A 17,668-nucleotide genomic window follows, 5' to 3' on the forward strand; every position below is an offset into this window, starting at 1 on the left:
GGCGTATCGTCTTCACCCGACAGGTGCCTTTCGTTCCGGGGAACTGGTTGGCTTTGCAGCTCCAATTCTCCCGCAACGAAAGGCATCCGTCGCGCATCCGAACGAACGTACGCGCGGCTAACTCACCGATCTAGGTCTGACTCGACGCGGCTCCCCGCCCCTTGGATCCATGTCCGCCACCACGGGGGACTCGGTCCAGGGGTGGAGTGTCAACCTCTGCAGAAGTCAGCTGGCGACGGCTCGGCGGCCCCCGTCGAGGTGGTCGACCAGGGTGCCCTCGGTGCCGAAGAGGCGCTCGCGCCACTCGGCCAGCAGCTCGGTGGCGTCGTGGTCGTTGGGGTGGAAGTCGGGGCGGTTGTAGTCGCGGATGCGGCGCCGCACGTCCTTGGTCAGCCACGGCGAGCTGCGCACCCGGCGCAGGCTCCGACCGAGCCGGCGCAGGTCGCGGCTCGCAGGGTCGCGCAGCAGCGAGAAGGCGGCGAAGGCGACCGAGGTGGTGAGGAAGCCCACGGTGACCGCGTTCATCACGTTGCCCCGCAGCCGGGCGTTGCCGCAGACCTCCTGGTAGACGTCGAAGGCCACGGCCTTGTGCTCGCTCTCCTCCACCGCGTGCCAGAGCAGCAGCGACCGCACCTCGTCGGTGCTGAACATGGCCCGGGCCTCGGGGTCCGACAGCAGGGCCTCGGCGAGGGTGGCGGTGTAGTGCTCGAGGGCCGCGGTGATGGCCAGCTGCCAGGTCTGGGGCAGGGTCTTCTCGTTCATCCGGAGGCGAGCGCGGGTGAAGCGGTCGACCAGCTTGGTCGGGTACCCGAGCTCCGCCAGCCGGTCGTTGAAGGCCCGGTGCTCACGGCCGTGGGTGGCCTCCTGGCCGATGAAGCCGGCGACCTGGGCCTTGAGCTCGGGGTCGGTGATCCGGTCGCGGTAGTTGCGCACGGTGCGGACGAAGAAGTCCTCGCCCTCGGGGAACAGGCCCGAGAGCACCGACACGATGTGGCTCATCACCAGGTCGTCGGCCATGTAGTGACGGGGCAGCTCGTCGGCCGGGTAGTCGAAGGAGATCCGTCGGACCTTGATCGGGCGGTCCTCGGTCGGGCGGGAGATGGTGGCGGTGTCGCTCATGGCTGCTCCTCCGGGCCACGCTCCAGGCCTGGCCCTGTCGAATTGCTACCGACGGTAACACTGACCCGCCCTGATGGCGAGAGGCATGGGTCACACGATCGAGCTCATCACCGTCGTGGGGCCGTAACTGCGCCGATGAGTTCCCGGGCCGGCCGCGCGGCTCGGCTTCGAGTTCGACCCGGCGTTCACCGACGAGAGCGCGACCTGCATGATCATCGGTCCCGACGCCTTCGCCATGCTCCTCGTCGAGGCGCGCTTCCAGGACTTCACCAAGAAGGCCATCTGCGACGCCACCACGCAGATCGAGGCCATCTTGGCGGTGTCGGCCGAGAGCCGCGAGGCGGTCGACCAGCTCGCCGACGCCGCCCTCGCCGCCGGCGGTCAGCCGGCGAACGAGCCCACGGACCAGGGGTTCATGTACGGCCGGAGCTTCCACGACCCCGACGGCCACTCATGGGAGGTCATGTGGATGGACCCCAGCGCCGTGGCGCAGCGACCGCGGTCGCGGGTCCAGATCTGCCTGACCCCGTGATCGTGCATCAGCGCCACCAGGTGGGCGTCCGCCACGAGCTTCGCACGGATCGACGTTGACATCGAGGGTCTGGCTCACCGGTCGTCGAGCACGGCCCAGAGCGCGTCCTTGTCATCCAGGTCGACCTTGGCCCCCATGGGCTGGGACGCCCAGGCGTGGTCCCGTTCCGGAACGGCGTCAGCCGCAAGAGCCCGCAGGAGCAGCTCGGAGGCGATCACGCCCAGCGGCTTGTGGTCGCGAGCCCGGCGCTCCTTCAATGCACGGAGGCGCCATCGTCGAGGTCGAGCGTTGTGCGAGGCATGAACTCGATGGTACGCCGTTGCGCATCTGATGCGCGCCACGCGTCCGCACGGACCGCTGGGCTCTCGACGCCGGGAGTGAGATCACCCGCTCACACACCGTCGACGCCCGTCGAGGTCGGCGATGAGCGGGCCGAGAACCTGCTCCTCGTGGATCGCCACCGCCTCGGTCTCCATGCGGGCGGGGAGGCCGGGTGACCACGGCGCCGTGACCGGTCCTCGCGACGTGCCGAGCCCCAGACGTCCGAGGGGCACGGCCTCGGCGTAGTCCTCGGCGGAGAACCGCCACGGGGCCATGGCGTAGCGGGCGATGAGGGCGGCGCCGATGCGCACCCCGTCCCAGTCGAAGTCGCCGTGGTAGCGGAAGGCCGAGCCGGCGGCGGCGAGGAGGTCCAACAGGGTGTGGACCGCGGTGTTGGGCTGGCCCTCGACGCAGACGAGCGGCGCCGACGTGCACTCCAGGAGGGCCGCGGCCTGGGCCACCACTGACGGGTTCTCGCACACGTGGACCGTGACTCCGGGGACCACCTCGATCTCCCCGACGGCTAGCTGGCGCAGGGTGAGCCGCAGGGGCTCGCCCACCGCGCCGTGGTCGTGGATCGACCCGCCGACGACGGCACCGCTCGACGCCACCGGCAGGTTCAAGGCCAGCACGCTCACCGACAGGTCGTCGCACACGACCCCCGCCCGGGCCCAGCGCCGCCGCCACCAGTACGCGCCCGCCGTCGGCCAGTCGGGACGCCATGGGTCGTCGGCTTCCTCGGGGTCGAGCACCGCCAGGGCCCCGCCGACGAGGGTGCCCAGCGGACGGCCGCGGTCGAGGGCGTGGGCGTCGCCGGTGGCCTCCGCGGCCAGCACGGCCAGGGGCACGTGGGCGGCGGGTAGGTGGGACACCACGTCGAGGGCGGCCAGGGCGAGGGCGCCGCCGGCCGGTGCCGAGCCCGCCAGCCGGGTGGCCGTCCCCGCCCGTCGCGTCGTCGCCACCCACGCCGCCAGCTCGGGGCGAGCGGCCAGCACCGGGTGGCCCTCGGCCGCGACCCAGGCGTCCTCGCGGGCCGAGCGATCGGCGGCGCGCTCGGCCCGCCGGTCCCGCACCGGGCCACCGAGGCCCTCGAGGAGGTCGATCAGAGCAACCTCCGCCGCTCCGGTGCGGAGCCGGGCGTCGAGGTCGGCCAAGTCGACCCGCAGCACGCCCTCGCCGGCGGCGGACACGCCGAGGAGGCCGGCGATGGCCCGGCGCGATTCGGTCTCGAGCCCCGTCAGGCGCAGCGGCGTGCCCTCCAGGCGGCGACCGTTGCCCTCCAACCGGGTGCGAGCACGGTCCCACAGCGGCGCGAACGGGGCGCCGGCCAGGGCTACCCGGGCCCGCTCGCGACGATCGTCTGACGGGGCCGCCGTCACGGATGGTCCTCGCTCGCCGGCCACGCCAAGGAAGGTCCGGCCCGCGCTGCCCAGGCCTGCGCCCGACGATCACCGGCCGGTGCCGCCGTCACGACCGTTCGCCGCTCGCCGGCGGCGTCGCGAAGAGGCCGTCGGTCGGAGGGTCCAGGCCTGGCGCGCGCCCGGGGCCGGCCGCGTCGAGTGCGGGGTCGGGCTCCTCGACGAGGGCGTGGCCGTCCCACCGGAGGGAGAACACGCTGACCCCCTCGGCCGGCGGTCGGCGCAGCAGGTCGTGCACGGCGACGGCGGGGACCTCGACGTAGGCCCCCCAGAGCTCGTGGCCGGTCATGATCAGGTCGAGGTCGAACCGCACCGTGAGGCCCATGAGCTCGCCCCGCATGGCCTCGTCGATGCCGGCGAAGGCCTCGTCGAGGGCGACCAGGCGCGGGGCGGTGGGCTCGGCCCGGGCGTAGTGGGCGGCGGCCGCCGCGAAGAGCGGCAGGTGCAGGGCCACAGCCTGCTCACCGCCCGACAGCTCCCGGTAGCGGGTGCGCGTCAGACGGGTCCGAGCGCCGTCCGCGCCCCGCAGGTAGGGGCGGAACTCGTGCCACGACCGGTAGTCGAGGGCGGCCTCCAGGGCGGCCCGGTAGCCGGCGGTCGGGTTCTCGGCCCGCTGCTGGCGGATCACCCGTTCGAAGAAGGCTCGCAGCTCGGCGCGCTCGCTGTCGCCCATCTGCTCGGTGTCGCGCCGCAGGAGCCGCACCGCGTCGCGCACGGCTGGGTCGTCGACGCCCAGCTCCCAGCCCAGCTCGACGCGCAGGCCGCTGGCGGTCGGCGCGCCGGCGAGGGCCCGGTTGACCCCGGCGACGAACTCATCGGCGTCGGTGAGCAGACGTCGCAGCTCGTGGGCCACCCGGTTGAGCAAGAAGCGCTCGAAGACCTCTCGGTCGCCCTCGGTGAGGTAGGCGCGGAGCTGCTCGTCCTGGGCGGCCAGCTCGTCGGCCAGCACCGACAACCCGAACGTGCCCCGCTCGGAGGTGACCTGCACGGTGGTGATCCCGTCGTCGTGGGCGAGCGACGGGTCATAGCCGTGGTGCAGGTCGTCGAGCAGCGTCTTCTGGGCCCGGTCGAGCGCTGAGACCCGGCGGGCCTGCTCCTCCGCCGAGGGGACGTCGCCGTCCACCCGCCGGGTCAGCCACGACGCGAACTCCACCGGATCCGACGGGAGCCCGTCGGCGACGTCCGCCGGTTCCCGGGCGAAGACGTCCGGTCCGTCGCCGTCGGGTCCGGACGGGACGGCACCGGACGCGTCCCGGCCGGACGGCGCACCACTGGACGGGTCGACACCCGGCGCGGCAGCCTCCGGTGCGTCGCCGTTGGATCCGGAGGGGACGGCACCGGGGTCGTCCCTACCGCACGGTGCAAGACCGGGCGCGGCGACGCCCGACGGGGCGGTACCGGGCGAGGCGACGCCGGGCTCGGCGGCCCCGGACGCGGCGGCATCGGACCGAGTGGCCCCGGGCGCGGCGACGGCCAGCAGGTCCGCTCGCCGCAGCACGGTCAGCCGCTGGGACACCTCGGTGAGGTGGTCCGCGGCGGCGGTCCGGGCGCGAGCCGCCTCGTCGACCTCGCCTTCGACGCTCCCCTTGCGCCGCTCGAGCTGGGCGCGGGCGTCCTCCAGCTCTCGGCGGGCGCCGGCCAGGTGGCGCAGCCGCGCCTCGCAGCGCTCGAGGGCCAGCAGCGGTGCCTCGGCGTCGGGTCCGAGGCGCGCCCGCAGGGTGTCGACCCGGGCCCGCAGGCCGGAGGCCTCGCGACCGGCGTCGTCCCACTCGCTCCGGCGGACGTCGAGCTCGCGGGCCGCGGCATCTGCCCGCCCCTGCGCGTCGGTGGCCCGCTCGGCCGCGTCGATCGCCTGCTGACGAGACCGGACGGCTCGCCCTGTGGCCGCCGCGAAGCCGGCCACGAGCTGCTCGGCGGTCTCCAGGGCGGCGGCCTCGCCGCCCAGGCGCCGGGCGATGGCCTGCCGGGTGAGCGCCTCGCCCGCGGCCGCGGCGGCCACCGCCGCCTCGGCCTCCTCGGCCTGGGCCGCAGCCGCGGCATCCGCCCTCGCCTCAGCGTCGGATCGAGACCGGCGGAGGGTGGCGAGGGCGTGCTCCAGCCCGACGCTCGGGGGAAGGGTGGCCGGGGCGGCATCGAGCTCAGCAAGCCGGGCGACGACCTCGTCGCGGGCGGCGCCCTGGTCCTCCAGGCGGGCGGCGAGGACGGTGAGGGCCTGTCCGATCTCGGCCAGTCGACGGCGGCGGCGATCAGCCCGCGCCGTGGCCCCGATGAACTCCGGTCGATCCTTGGCCGCCGTGCCGCGCAGGGGACCGAGGACGAAGCCACCGTCGCGGTCGACGGCGACGCCGAGGTGTCCGAGCCCGATGGCGCGCAGCACGGCTCCCACCCGCGCCACATCGAGACCCGAGGTGTCGGGCACCGAGGGCACCAGCACGTCGGCCAGCGTGGGCCCCTCTGCGTCGTGGAGGCCGGCGCCCGCAGCGGTGCCAGGAGGGCCAGTGCCCCCAGCGACGCCAGCGACGCCAGGCGGTCCGGCGCCCTCACCGGCGCCAGGCGGGCCGGCAGGTTCGGGGGCGGCCGGGTCCGGCGGCGACAGCCAGGAGTCGATGGTGCCGGTGCCCGGCTCGGGCGGGGCGTCGGCGGGGGCGACCCAGGCGTCGAGGATCCCGCCGGCGTCGAGCGCGGCCTCGAGCCCGGCCCGGTCGGCGTCGGGCACCGAGGGGGCGAAGTCGCAGCATGCCCAGAGCGGCGCTCCGGGCCGGCTGGCGCGGTCAGACCGACGCCAGGTAGGTGCGGCTGGTCCGGGGTCGACCTCCGCCTCCACCTGCTGACGTTCGGCCTGCAACTGGGCCATCTCTGCGTCGAGGTCAGCGAGCACGGCGAGAGCCCCCACGCGGGACTCGACGAGCAGCTCGCGAGCGGTGGTGGTGAGCTCCCGGAACCGCTCGGCCAACCCGGGCTGGCCCGGTTCGCCCAGCTCGGCGACGGTTGCGACAAGGGTCGACCGATCCGCCGCCGAGAGGCCCGGCGCGTCGGCCGCCCAGGTGCCCACCGCGCTGGCCAGCGCGTCGCGTTCGCGGTCGGCCTCTCCCTTCGCCCGGGTGGCCTCGGCCGTCGCCGCGTCGGCCCGGACCAGGGCCTCCGAGGCGGCCCGTTCAGCTCGGTCGTGGTCGCGGCGGGCGGCGTCGAGGTCGGAACGGGCGGCGCGCACCACACGGATGTCGTCGCGCCGCGACCGCTCGGCCACCATCGCCCCCGACGCCAGCCGGTCCGGGTCCCGGGCCTGGTCGTCGCTGAGGGTCCACACCAGGTCGACGGCGTCGGCCGCGTCGCGCACCTCGGTGAGGGCCCGCTCCGCGGCGGTGGTCCGCTCCGCGGCCACCTCGCCGAGGCGCGCCGCCTCGGCATCGGCCTGCTGCGCGCCCGTCACGGCCTCGTCCCGGCGCCGGGTCGCCGCCACGAGCTGCTCGTCGGCCCGCCGGGCCGCGGCCTCGACCTCCCGCAGGCTGGTGGCGTCCCGGAAGGCGGGCGACTCGATCACCGCGACCCGCTCGGCGTCGGCCGCCTCGTGGGCCAGGTCGGTGTCGCGGCGCGCCGCGGTGTTGGCATCGAGCTCGGTCGCGACCCGCCCGACCGCGGCATCGGCCTGGCGCACGCGCGCCTCGGCCCGACGGCGGGCGTCGGCACCGTCGGCCACGGCCGCGGCCCGGGTGAGCGCTTCACCGGCCAGGTAGGCGGCGTAGGTGGGCAGGAAGGCGTCGAGGGTGGCCCGGGCGGCCTGCAGCTCGGCCAGGTCGCGCTGGGTGCTCTCCAGGTCGTCGAGGCTGGAGGCGACGTCGTCGAGGACGGCGCCGTCGAGGGCGGGCAGACCGCCGGAGAGCACCTCGGAGAGCAGGGTCAGGTCGAGCTTCCCGGCCAGCTGCGGGCGGCGGAGCACCCGGATCAGGCTCACCAGCTTCTGTTGTCGGTCGGCACCGAGGCCGAACACCGCCCGGTCGACCGCCGCCCGGTAGGCCTCGGCGGTGTCGTGGACGGCGTCGGCCCCGATGGCCTCGGCCAGCTTCGGACGGGTGAGCAGGTCGCCACCGGGGGCCAGGTCCACCTCGGGGCCCACCCGCCGTTCGGTCACGAAGAACCACGAGCGGGCGTCGCCGCTCTGGGCGGTGGCCCGGGCCCCGCAGCCGATCGTGAGGAACCGCTCGCTGCCGGCCCGATCCCGCCGTCCGAGCTCCATCCACACGTAGCCGAGGCGGGTGTCGTGGCGGTAGCGCCGGGCATCGGCGTCATCGCGCCGCACCCCGAGCAGCAGCGAACGCATCGAGCGGCCACCGGCGAAGGGGTCCATGGCGGCCGCGCTCATGGTGCCGTCGAGCAGGAACGGGAACAGCAGGGCGAGGGCGTTCGACTTCCCCGAACCGTTGGGGCCGCGCAAGATCAGGCGCCCGTCAGCGAAGGCGAAGACCTGGTCGTCGTACTCCCACACGTTGCGGATGCCGGCGCGGACCGGCCGCCACCGATCAGGCGCCATCATCGCCTCCACCGAGCCACGACAGCTGCGCGTCGTGGGCCCCGTCGTCGTCCTCGCCCCGCCCATCCGCCGGTCGGTAGCGGGCCAGGGCGGCCGAGACGGCGACCGATCCGTCGTCGCGCACCGTCGCCAGTCCGAAGCGGTCCAGCAGGGCCACCACCTCGCGGCGCAGGCGGTCGGGGGCGTCGCGGAACTCGGACCGGAACCGGGCGCCGTAGCCCGCCACCACCGCGTCCCACGCCGCGGAGGCCACCGCGGCGTCGACGACCGCGATCGCCGCCGGCGGTGACGGCATCCCGTCGTCCTCGGGCCGATCCCGCGCCGCCTCGTCGCCAGCGGACACCGAGGTCGGGGCCGAGCCAACGGCCTGCGCCGGCGCCGGTGCCGAGGCGACCAGCGCCGCTCCCCACAGCAGGGCGGCCTGCACCTCGGTTCCCCCTGCGGGGAACTCCTGGGCCGAGATCGGCTCGACGGAGGCATCGACGAGCACCAGGCCCTCGGCCCGGGCCTCGACCGTGGCGCCGGTGAGCTGCTCGACATCGGCGACCACGCGGGTCCGGCGTTGGCGGACGTGCGCCCGTTCGTCGGGGTCGAGGTCCTCGTAGGCCACGACCGGCTCGGTGACCAGCCGGCGCCCGACCTGGTGCCGCACCCGGTTGCGCTGGGCGTCCTCGGTGGGCGCGTAGGGGTCGACCAGGAAGTCGGCGGCCTGAGCGACGTCGCGCAGGATGCTGGGCGAAGCCACGAGCAGCCGGGACACCGCGTCGCGGTCGACGTCGTAGAGGGCGTCGCCGGTGGGGTCGTCGGCCAGCCAGCGGTCGACGGCGCCGTCGCACAGGCGCAGGACGCCGCGGTCCTCGAGCCACTTGACGGCGTCGACGAACGCCTTGCGCTGGTCATACCGGGTCAGGTCGACGGGCAGGGCCTCGTCGCCGGCGCGGAGCCGCAGCACCTCATCGGACAGGCGCGACGCCGTGGTCTGGTCGCCGAGGCCCTCCAGGGCGGCGAGCGCCAGGCACAGGAACGAGCAGGACACGCGACCCATGGGGCGCCCGGTGCGGGTGACCGGGCCGCGGTGGGCAGAGGTGGCGGCGGCCTTGCGGTAGAGCCGGGCGCACGACCGGCCGATGTCGAGGCGGAACCCCAGCACCCGGCCGAACTCGTTGCGCAGCGGGACCTCCCACCGGCGGATCGCGGCCAGGGCCCCCGCACGGGGCCAGGTCTCGGTCACGAGCGGGTGAGCGAGCAGGAGGCGGGCTGCGGCCTGGAAGCCCTCGAGCTCGCTGCGGTCGATCTGCACCGCGGCACGGGGACCCGAGCGCGTCGGTCCCGCCACCAGCCCAGTCGCGCCGCGGGCCTCACCGAGGTTGCTCACCGTGGTCCGGCGCCGGCCGCGACGGCGCCCACCACGAGCCGGTGGTCCGAGAGGGTGAGGGTGCCTCGTCGCGAGCGCACCGCCATCCCGTCGGGGTCGGGCTCCAGGCGGGCCGCGGTGCCCTCGATCACCACGGGGGCGTCGTGGCCCGGCGCGTCGCCCACGGGGCGCTGGTGCGCGGCCCGGTCGAGCAGCTCGAAGAGGACCGCCAGCTCCGGGTCCGACAGCACCCGGCCCTCGACGGGGCGGGCCCGGAGCCGGGCCGCGGCCTCGGCCCGAGCGGCCTGCGCGGCCCGGTGCTCGGCGGCCAGCCGGGCCTTGTGGGCGGAGAAGTCCGCGGCGTGGCCCGAGCGCCCTGAGGAGGGGCGCCGGCCGTGCTCCCGGAGGGTGACCGGCACGGGCACCGGGGTCGCATCCCACCACGAGGTGGCCGCCGGGGTCGTCTCGGGGTCGTCGTCGGCCCCGCCGAGGTGCAGCGGGCGGCCCAGGCCGAAGGCAGCGTCGAACAGCTCGGCCGCCTCGGCGTCGGTGCCGAGGCGCCGGAACCAGCGGGCCAGCACGACGAGCTCGGAGGCTCGGGTGATGGGGCGCCGGGCGCTCTCGGTGACCTGGCGGAGCAGGGAGAGCAGGTCGCTGATGGCGGCGGTGGTGGCTCCGATCAGATCGTCGGCCCCCGCCGCTCCTCGCGGCGGGGCCACGAACCACCCGGCCAGGCCGTCCCACCGCTCCCGCCACAGCTCGGCCCGGTCCCCGTCGTCGAACAGCCCCGCGGAGTCGTCGCCGGCGGCGGCCAGCTCGACGAGGCGGTCGATCCCCCGCTCCTCCACCGCCTGCACGGCCCGGACCACCAGGGCTCGCTGGGCCACGAGGTGCTCCAAGAACTGCTCGAGGTAGGTGATGAGCAGGTCCTTGTAGGCCAGGAACCGGTCGGGGGCCACGTCGTGCTCGCGCCGGAGCTGGGCCACCGCGGCGTGGAAGTCGCGGGCGTTGGCGGCGAGGTCGCGGAGCGAGCCGTCGAGGTCGCGGAGGCGGAGGTAGGCCCGCTCGGGGTCGCGACGGTCGAGCGCGCCGGCCAGCTCCTGCAGGTTCTCGCGGATGTCGCGGAAGAGGGTGCGCTGCAACGAGCCGGACTGGTCACTGGCATCGAGCACGGCCACGATGGCGTCGTGGGCGGCCTGCCCGGCGGCGGTGAGCTGCCACAGCGCCCGGCGCTGGCGGAAGTCCTCCAACCGGGCGACCCGGGCGGTGTCCTGGGTCCAGGTCAAGTTGCCCCACTGCCGGAGCTGGTCGAGGGCGGCGTCGAGGTTGTCGACCTCGAGCCCCGCAGCGTCGAGGTCGGCGGCGATGCGGTCGGTGCGCACCTCAACCTCGTAGCGCTCCCGGGCGGCGACGAAGGCGGCGAGCACGGCGACGTAGACCGGGGCGTTGGCCTCGGTGGCGGCCCGCAGCACCAGCAGTCGGTCCCGCTGCTCACCCTGCTGCAGGCGACCGAAGAGCTCCCGCGGTGACCCCGGTCGGCCCGCACCGACCTGCGTCGCGTCACCGTCCATCCCGCGCACGGTACCGCGCCCGGCCCGGGCCTCCGAGCGGCCGAGGGGCCGACCCGGTTGGTGAGCGAGCGGCCGAGCTCGGCCCGCGTCCCTTCTCGGTACGGGATCCGGCGCGGATTATCGGATCCCGTACCGAGAACCTGCCCGCTCACGGGCGCGGAGCTCCTTCGCCCCGATTCCCCTCTGCGCCGAACGGGCAGGCGCGGCATCGGGTCACCCACCGCCTCGATGGCGGGGGTGGCCACCTCGGGGATCTCGTGCGAGCCGCTGGTCGATGCACGGGAGCAGTCGACCACGTCCCGACCTCAGGAGTCGTCCCGGCTGGCCCAGCCGGCGCCGCCGGTGCGCTTGGCCCGGTAGAGGGCGGCGTCGGCGGCGCGGAGGAGCGCCTCGAGGTCACCGGCGTCGGGGTCGTCGCCGGCGACGACGGTCATGCCGATGCTGCAGCGCACGTGGTGCTCGGCGCCGTCGATCCCGAACGGTGGCTCCAGCCCGCTCAGGACGTCGTCGGCGATGGCTTCGGCCTCCTTTGGGTGGGCAAGGCTCGGGCACCAGATGGCGAACTCGTCCCCGCCCAGGCGGGCGACGCGCCCCCGCTCGGCGCACGCGTCGGCCATGCGGGTGGCGACCTCGCGGAGGATGCGGTCGCCGACGAGGTGGCCGTGGCGGTCGTTGACGGCCTTGAAGTCGTCCAGGTCGCAGAAGAGGAGGGCGGCCAGGGTGGGGCGGTCCGCCCCGACCCGGTCCTCCAGGTCGGCCCGGTTCCCCATGCCGGTGAGCGGGTCGGTGGTGGCGCGGGTCAGCAGCTCGTGATGGCTCTCGGCCCAGCGCAGCGCCAGCTGGGCCAGGCGGGCGGTCTCGTCGAGGTGGCGCCGATGGGTAGCGAGGATGGGGCCCGGGCGGCGGCGCCAGCACACGAGCAGCGCGGCCGGCGGGCCGTCGCCGACATCAGGCACCGGTGTGCTCCACACCGCGTGGAGCCCGGAGTCGGCCGCAGCAGCGGCCAGCTCGGGGCTGAGCTCGGTGCACGGGGCCTCGGCCATCGACCCGGTCGCGATGCTCTGCGCCCACGGGCCGGGCGTGTCGGCGTCGATGCGGAGGTCAAGGCCGAGGACCGACGGCAGCGCGCCCCACGCCGCCGCCCGGTAGGCGCCGTCGGGCGCGCGGCACAGAGCGGCGGACACGGTGTCGGGGGCCTGAGCGTCGCACCATCCCAGCACCTCGTCGAGGATCTGCTCGAGGTCGCGGGCCGAGAGCAGCGATCCGAGCACGTCCAGGAGCCGGCTGGTCGAGGTGTAGGAGCGCCCCCACGACAGGAAGACGCCGGACCCATCAGGGCCGCGCAGGTCGACGCCGCCGAACTCGAAGGTGGTCCAGGACCCGTCTGCGTGGGCCAGGCGGAGCACGGCGAGGATGCGGTCGCGGGAGCCGCGAGCGTCCTCGCTGAAGGTGAGCGCCAGCACCTCTTGGTCATCAGGGTGCACCAGCTCGAGGGCGTTGGTCCCGATCAGCTCCCGCGCCGGGCGGCCGAGGATCCGCTCGGTCGACTCGCCCATCCACACGATGGTCCCATCGTCGGCGACGGCCGAGAAGAGGACCATTCCGTCGCCGAGAAGGCGGCCGACGACCTCGGGGTCCGCGAGCGGGCCCAGCGACGCGGTCGGGTCGTGCGCCTCCACTGTTGTTGCCTCCGTCCGCCGCGCCGCACCTTCCGTACGGCCCCCGGACCCTACCGGCGTCGGGGCCGACGGTCGGGGCGCGGCAGCGACGGACGGCGACGGCTCCCGGGGTCGGGCCGTGGCGGTGTCCGCCCTGCAGCCACATCGAGTCAGCCGGCGCGACGGCGAGCGGTGAGCACGGCGATCAACGCGGCCAGCGCCGCGACGAGCAGGGGCCACCAGAGCGCGTGCGGGTCGTCGGTGGTCCCGAGCCAGGCCTGGCGCAGCCCCCCGATCACGTGGCTGAGCGGCAAGGCGTCGGACACCGTCTGCATCGTCGAGGTCATGACCGCCCGGGGCGGCCCACCGCCACCGAGGAGGAACATCGGCACGAAGACGAGGTTGCCGAGGGCGGTGGCCGAGCGACCGGTCGCGACGAGTGAGCCGAGCGCCACGCCGATGGCGATGAAGCAGGCCAACCCGGCGACGTACCACCCGGCGACGCCGAGCGGGTCGACCGGCATCTGCAGCCCGTAGACCGCGGTGCCGACCAGCAGCACCACGGCCCCGCCCACCGTGCCCATCACCACGCCGAGGGTGATCTCGCTGGCCACCACGACGCCGGCGCTGAGACCGGCCGCTCGGAACCGGCGCAGGACGCCGAGCTCCCGGTGGGTGGCCAGGTGCACCGGGATGGTGATGAGGCCCATGGCGGCCAGGACGACGCCCAGGTAGCCGGCGAGGTAGTGGTCGCTCGGGGCGACGCCACCGAAGTCGGGGTCGGGACCGTCGCCGAAGACGCCGGCCAGCACGAGGACGGTGGCCAGGGGGAAGCCGATGAGGCTGACGGCCACCATCGGTTCGCGGAGGAGCAGACGCAGCTCGACGGCCACGAGACGCAGGGTGGTGCGCACGGGCCCGCCCCGTTGCGCCGCAACGCTCGGTTCGGTCGGGGCGGTGATGGTGGTCATGACGGTGCCTCCTGGGTCAGGGCGACGAAGCGGTCTTCGAGGGTGGGGACCGCGACGTGCAGGTCGAGCGGCGGTCGATCGAGGGCGACGAGGCGGGCTCCGACGTGGGCCAGCACCGGTCCGACGCCTGTCACCCGGACCTCGGCGCCGTGGCGGTCGACCCGATCGACGCCGGGCAGGTCGCGGAGGCTCCGGACATCAAGCTCCGCGTCGGTGAAGCGGACCGTGGCCTTCCCGCCGAGGGCGCCGACGATCGCCGCCGGTGGGCCCTCGGCGACGACCCGACCCCGGTCGAGGACGACGATGCGGTCGCAGAGGCGCTCGGCCTCCTCGACGTCGTGGGTGACCAGCACCACGGTCGTGCCGCCGTCGCGGATGCGGCGCACCACGTCCCAGGTCCGGCGGCGCCCGACGGGGTCGAGGTTCTGGGTGAGCTCATCGAGGAAGACCAGCCGGGGCCGCCCGACCAACGCGAGGGCCACGAAGAGCCGTTGGCGCTCGCCCCCCGACAGCGCCCCGAACGGACGACGCCAGAGCGGTTCGAGCTGCCACTCGGCGGCGAGCTCGTCGAGGGGCCGGGGCGCGGGGTGTAGGGACGCGAAGAGCGCGAGCGACTCGCCGACCCGCAACCTCTCCGGCAGCGCCGCGTCCTGGAGCTGGGTGCCGATCCGCCGCCGCAACCGGTCACCGGATGTCGCCGGGTCGAGGCCCAGCACCCTGACCGAGCCGCCGTCCGGGCGCCGGAGCCCCTGCAGGATCTCGACCGTCGTGGTCTTGCCGGCTCCGTTCGTCCCGAGCAGCCCGAAGAGCTCGCCCTCCTCCACGGCGAAGGAGATGCCGTGGAGCACCTGGGTCGATCCGTACCGCTTGTCGAGGTCGCGGACCGAGATGACCGGACCGGTCGTCGTGTCGAGTTCGTCGGGCGTCGCCGTGGGCCTCGTGGTGAGCATGGCCCCATCGTGCGCCGGTGGCGGGCCGAGCGCATCGGCCCTCGGTGGCTAGTTGGCCTCCGTCCCCGGGTGGGGGCCCACGACCCCGTGGTCGTAGGCGAAGACGATGGCGGCGGCCCGGTCGCGCACGCCGAGCTTGGCGAAGATGGCACCGACGTGGCTCTTGACGGTGGCTTCGCTGACGATCAGCGCGGTGCCGATCTCGCGGTTGGTCGCCCCTTGGGCCATGTGACGCAGGACATCGTGCTCGCGCTCGGTCAGCTCGCCGATGCGTGCCGCCTGCGCCCGGCGCGGTCGCACGTTGGCACGAAACTCCCGCAGGACCCTCGGTGCCACCTTCGGATCGAGCCAGGCGGCGCCGTGGGCGACGGCGCGAACCGCGGCGATGAGGTCCTCCGCGGAGGTGTCCTTGAGGATGAAGCCGGCGGCTCCCGCGTCGAGGGCGCCCCACAGGGCGTCGTCGTCGTCGAAGGTGGTGAGGACCAGCACCGGTGGCCCGTCCTCGTCCTGGCGCAGCAGCCGGGTCGCGGTGACGCCGTCCATGCGGTGCATGCGCACGTCCATGAGCACGATGTCGGGCCGGTGGGTGGCGACGGCGGCGGCCACCTCGTCGCCGTCGCTGCACTCCTCGACGACCTCGAACCCGTCGTCGGGCCCGAGGATCCGTGCCACGCCGACCCGGACCACGGGCTGGTCGTCGACGATGATGACGCGGATCACGAGGCCACGAACGGGTCGCGGTCCGGCGCGGCCCTGGGCAGCCGGGCCTCGACCGACCACCCGTCGGCCGTCGGTCCCGCGTCCAGCTCACCCCCGAGCGCTCGTGCTCGTTCCCGCATCCCCACGAGCCCGAAGTGCCCGGCGTTCGGGTCCGGGCGGGCGCCGGGGCGGCCGCGGTCGACCACACGGAGGCGGACGGCGTCGTCGTCGGCGGCGAGGGTCAGCTCCACCGAGTTCTGCGGGGCGTGGCGGGCCACGTTGGCGAGCGCCTCGCGGGCGATGCGGTGCAGCGCGGTCCCGACCGAGCCCTCGAGGCGCGACGCCGGTCCGGCGGTGGCGACATCGATGTCGAGCCCCGCCCGCCGGTACTCCTCGATCAGCGCGGGCAGGTCCGCGGTGCCCGCCAGGGCGGGATCAGTCCCCCGCTCGTGGGTGCGCAGCGCGGCCACCGTGGCCCGGATCTGATCGAGGCTCGACCGGCCCACGGTCTCGGCATCGATCAGGGCCCGCTCGGCCTCGTCGAGGTCACGGCGCAGGACGTGGCGCGCGCCGGTGACGTGGAGGAGCATCGCCGCGAGGGTGTGGCCGGCCAGGTCGTGCAGCTCGCGGGCGATGCGTCGTCGCTCCTCGGCCACGGCGTGCTCCGCCAGTGCCTCACGAGCCCGTTCGAGCTGGTCGATGAGGGCCTGCTGGCGTCGAAGGGTCCGGCCCAGCCCGAAGGTGAACAGGCTGGCCGCGGTCCATGGCGTCCAGCTGATCCCGGCCTGCGGGGCCAGGGTGGTGGCCACCAGCCACGGTGCCACCGTCGACACGGCGAGCACCAGCGTCGCCCGGGCGGTCGACCCCAGGTGCCAGGCGACGTAGAGCACCATCATCACGACGAGGAAGAACGCCCCCTCGAGCACGCCGTCATCGCCGACCACCAACACCACCGGCGCGACGACCAACGCGGCGAACACCTCGGCCGGCATCGTGCGGAGCAGTCCACGGAGCACGAAGGCCAGCAGGGCCGGGGAGAGCAGCAGGAGGTCGGTGGCCGACCCGGGATCGCTCACCTGGGCCACGGCGATGATCGCCATGGCGCTGCCCGCCAGGAACACCCGCTCCTCGCCACGCGTCGGCGCCTCGGGCCGGGTGAGATCCGTTCGCAAGCGACTCCACCACGACACACGGTCGAGGCTATGGCGACCGTCGGCGGATGTCATCCGCCCGAGGGCGATGCGCCCTCCACCCACGGTCGGACGGGCCGAGCCCTCCGGGCGGAGCCTGGGCAACCCACCAGCGTCGCAGTGGCCCGGGAGGGATGACACCTAGACGTCCCCGCGTGCTGTGCCTTGACGGCATCCCCTCACCGCGCTGTCCGTGACGTCGCAGGCGCCTCCGCCGGGCGACGAGGGGAGCGTTGAGGGATCCGCCCAGGCTAGTTGCAGTTGTGGCAGGCTGCGGTAGCATCGCCGTCGTGACGGCACCTGTGGACGGGGCAGACTCGGTCTTCGAGTTCAGGGCAACGCGTGCGTCGCGTCGCGCTCTCAAGTCTGTCAAGGGTGACAAGATCGCAGGCGTCCAGGTACTGCTGGCGGACGGACGTCCGGTGGAACTGCCCGACGAGCTCGCCGCCGTGTTGCGAACGGCCGTGCGGGAGGCGGTGGGCGGCCACGACCTCGCCCTTCTGCGCCGGGACGATGAGGTGTCGCCGGCCCGAGCCGGGGAGCTGCTGGGGTTCTCTCGGCAGTATGTCGACCGGCTGATCGCTGAGGGCGTGCTGCCCTCCCGTCGCCTGCCCGACAGCACACACCGCAAGGTCCGTGTCGCTGATGTCCTCGCCCTCGCCGACCGGCGGGAGAGAAGAAGCAGGATCATCTCCGACATGGTCGACGAGATGGTCGAGGCAGGCGCCGAGTACTGACGCACCCCCATGGAGCGGGTCTTTCCGGACAGCAACACCCTGTACCCGATCTCGGTCGCCGACCTGACGCTCCGGCTCGCCGACATCGCCCTGTACGAGCTCGTCTGGTCAGAGGACCTCCTCGCCGAGGTCGAAGGCATGCTGATCGAGCACAAGGGTCTCCCGCCGGACAGAGCCGCCTACTTCTGCGACTGCATCCGCGAGGCGTTCCCCGACGGCGAGATCCAGCGCAGCGCCTACGAGCACCTTGTCGGAACCCGTACCGGCCCCGATCCCGACGACCACGTTCACTCGGCCGCCGCTGTCGGAGGCAGGGCGACGGTGCTACTCACGTCAAACAGACGGGACTTCCCCCACGCCGACCTCGAAGGAGTGCGCCGGGCGAAGCCGGACAGCTACCTCTCCGAGCTGCTCGACGCCCATCCCCACGAGGTGCTCGCCGTTGTGGAGGCCATGGGCACAGAACGACGCGACCCCCAGGGGATCGACGCCACCCTCGCTGCGCTGGCACGAGCCGGCCTCGCCCGCTTCAGCGAGCGGGCCGCCCAGCTCATCGCCGAACGATCATGAGACTCCCAGGATCGGGAGTAGTGGGTCGCGCCGGCGTCCTCGGCATCATC

Annotated in this window: 13 protein-coding genes and 1 pseudogene; 3 read left to right on the forward strand and 11 right to left on the reverse strand. The window is 74.5% G+C overall.

Going from position 1 to position 17,668, the window contains the following annotated elements:
* Nucleotides 1–225: 225 nt before the first annotated feature.
* Complete coding sequence (locus VNL12_RS02890) at nt 226–1,119, reverse strand: metal-dependent hydrolase (protein WP_325591344.1); 894 nt, start codon at nt 1,117–1,119, stop codon at nt 226–228.
* A gap of 157 nt (nt 1,120–1,276) precedes the next feature.
* Between VNL12_RS02890 and VNL12_RS02895 the strand changes: the two are divergent.
* Nucleotides 1,277–1,651, forward strand: a pseudogene (locus VNL12_RS02895) (VOC family protein); the annotation flags it as partial.
* A gap of 74 nt (nt 1,652–1,725) precedes the next feature.
* Here VNL12_RS02895 and VNL12_RS02900 read toward each other — a convergent pair.
* The 10 genes from VNL12_RS02900 to VNL12_RS02945 form a co-directional block, all read right to left on the reverse strand.
* Entirely contained in the window at nt 1,726–1,908 is a 183-nt protein-coding gene (locus tag VNL12_RS02900) for a hypothetical protein (protein WP_325591348.1), read from the reverse strand.
* Nucleotides 1,909–2,034: 126 nt separating this feature from the next.
* Nucleotides 2,035–3,351: a TIGR02679 family protein gene (locus VNL12_RS02905; RefSeq protein ID WP_325591350.1), complete on the reverse strand. Its 1,317-nt coding sequence runs from the start codon at nt 3,349–3,351 to the stop codon at nt 2,035–2,037.
* 88 nt (nt 3,352–3,439) lie between these two features.
* On the reverse strand, nt 3,440–7,918 hold the full coding sequence (locus tag VNL12_RS02910) for an SbcC/MukB-like Walker B domain-containing protein (protein ID WP_325591352.1): 4,479 nt from the start codon (nt 7,916–7,918) through the stop codon (nt 3,440–3,442).
* Nucleotides 7,908–9,254: a TIGR02678 family protein gene (locus VNL12_RS02915; protein ID WP_325591354.1), complete on the reverse strand. Its 1,347-nt coding sequence runs from the start codon at nt 9,252–9,254 to the stop codon at nt 7,908–7,910. The genes VNL12_RS02910 and VNL12_RS02915 overlap by 11 nt, the downstream gene beginning before the upstream one ends.
* A gap of 35 nt (nt 9,255–9,289) precedes the next feature.
* Nucleotides 9,290–10,843 (reverse strand): TIGR02677 family protein, encoded by a 1,554-nt coding sequence (locus VNL12_RS02920; RefSeq protein WP_325591356.1) that lies wholly within the window; start codon nt 10,841–10,843, stop codon nt 9,290–9,292.
* A 305-nt stretch (nt 10,844–11,148) separates the two neighbouring features.
* Nucleotides 11,149–12,522, reverse strand: coding sequence for a GGDEF domain-containing protein (locus VNL12_RS02925; RefSeq protein WP_325591357.1), 1,374 nt, complete (start codon nt 12,520–12,522; stop codon nt 11,149–11,151).
* Between the two features lie 149 nt (nt 12,523–12,671).
* Complete coding sequence (locus VNL12_RS02930; protein WP_325591359.1) at nt 12,672–13,472, reverse strand: ABC transporter permease; 801 nt, start codon at nt 13,470–13,472, stop codon at nt 12,672–12,674.
* Nucleotides 13,469–14,422 (reverse strand): ABC transporter ATP-binding protein, encoded by a 954-nt coding sequence (locus VNL12_RS02935; protein ID WP_325591360.1) that lies wholly within the window; start codon nt 14,420–14,422, stop codon nt 13,469–13,471. Before VNL12_RS02935 ends, VNL12_RS02930 begins: the two co-directional genes overlap by 4 nt.
* Before the next feature lie 48 nt (nt 14,423–14,470).
* Nucleotides 14,471–15,142 (reverse strand): response regulator transcription factor, encoded by a 672-nt coding sequence (locus tag VNL12_RS02940; protein WP_325591361.1) that lies wholly within the window; start codon nt 15,140–15,142, stop codon nt 14,471–14,473.
* Nucleotides 15,139–16,311, reverse strand: coding sequence for a sensor histidine kinase (locus VNL12_RS02945; protein ID WP_325591363.1), 1,173 nt, complete (start codon nt 16,309–16,311; stop codon nt 15,139–15,141). The genes VNL12_RS02940 and VNL12_RS02945 overlap by 4 nt, the downstream gene beginning before the upstream one ends.
* A 422-nt stretch (nt 16,312–16,733) precedes the next feature.
* Here VNL12_RS02945 and VNL12_RS02950 point away from each other — a divergent pair, with 422 nt between their 5' ends.
* The gene (locus VNL12_RS02950) at nt 16,734–17,048 is read left to right on the forward strand and encodes a hypothetical protein (RefSeq protein ID WP_325591364.1); all 315 of its coding nucleotides are present in this window, start codon (nt 16,734–16,736) and stop codon (nt 17,046–17,048) included.
* 9 nt (nt 17,049–17,057) lie between these two features.
* On the forward strand, nt 17,058–17,618 hold the full coding sequence (locus tag VNL12_RS02955; RefSeq protein ID WP_325591366.1) for a PIN domain-containing protein: 561 nt from the start codon (nt 17,058–17,060) through the stop codon (nt 17,616–17,618).
* The last annotated feature ends 50 nt before the right edge of the window (nt 17,619–17,668 follow it).

The sequence above is a fragment of the Iamia sp. genome (assembly GCF_035575815.1).
In the GTDB taxonomy this organism is placed as follows: Bacteria; Actinomycetota; Acidimicrobiia; order Acidimicrobiales; family Iamiaceae; genus Iamia.